This is a genomic window from uncultured Campylobacter sp. (assembly GCF_938018145.1).
GTDB lineage: Bacteria > Campylobacterota > Campylobacteria > Campylobacterales > Campylobacteraceae > Campylobacter_A.
On the sequence record NZ_CALIII010000278.1, the window covers coordinates 1 to 1,053 of the forward strand.

Consider the following 1,053-nt stretch of genomic DNA (forward strand, 5'->3'; position numbering starts at 1 on the left):
CTGCGGCTTAAAAAGTAGGATAATGTCGCAATTTTCGCCCGCGAGTGCGTCGATAGAGGGCAAAATCTCTTTAAGCGAGATAAAGCTAACGTCGCAGGTGATGAGATCAAATTTGCGTGCATCGTTTTTAGCGGCATGGGGGTCAAATTTGGCGTTTTGGGTTTTTGCCGCGAAATCTACGCCGGTCAAATTTGACTCGTCCGTCTTGGCGCCAATCTGCGTTAAATTTGACGGCGCAAAAGTTGGTTCGCTTGGTTCATTTAAAAGTCCGTCTTGCTCGGCAAAATTTGATTTGCCGGGATTAAAATTCGGCTCGATTTGGTTTTTTAAATTTTGCGCCGCACCATCAAATTTGCCGTCTGCGAGCGAGCTTTGAAACCCAGCCGCAAACTCGCGCACGTCGGTATTTTCGGCTACTATCACGCGCGAATCGGCTCGCAGACTATTATCTAGCTGAGAGCTGCCCACGTCTAGCGCGGTAACGCTTTTTACGCCGTTTTGAAGTAAAATTTGCACGAAACCGCCAGTGCTTGAGCCAACGTCAAGGGCATTTTTGCCTTTGACTTCTAGCGGACAAGCCGCCAAAAAGCTTTTTAGCTTTAGCGCGCCGCGTCCGACGTAGATTTCGCCGACGAGTTCGATTTTTGCGCCGTTTGCGTTTAAATTTTGCTCGCCGCTAGGAGCTTTTTTACGCACAGTTTGGGCTGTGCCCGTCAAATTTGATTCGCGTAAATTTTGATTTTCCGATTCCGCGCTATTTTTGCCAGCTTTCAAATTTACGCCCGTAATCTCGTCTAAATTTAGCTCGTCTGCGCCGTCAAATTTATCAAATTCGCCCACCTCAAAGCTAGGCTTAGAGCAAATTTTTCCGTTTAGCAAAATCTTGCCGCTTTTTATAAGTTCAGCGGCTTTGTTTCGGCTGATATTTAGGCGGCTCGCGGTAAATAGATCAAATCTCAATCATCCGCCTTAGTTCGTCCTCGGTTATCGTCGCGACGCCTAGCTCGCGCGCTTTATCTAGCTTGCTGCCCGCCTCCTCGCCGTAAAGCACGA

Annotated in this window: 2 pseudogenes; both read right to left on the reverse strand. The window is 48.1% G+C overall.

Annotated elements, in window-relative coordinates:
• A pseudogene (locus tag Q0338_RS06425) lies at nt 1–654 on the reverse strand (SAM-dependent methyltransferase); the annotation flags it as partial.
• A 183-nt stretch (nt 655–837) separates the two neighbouring features.
• Nucleotides 838–960 (reverse strand): annotated as a pseudogene (locus Q0338_RS11060) (S4 domain-containing protein); the annotation flags it as partial.
• Nucleotides 961–1,053 lie beyond the last annotated feature (93 nt).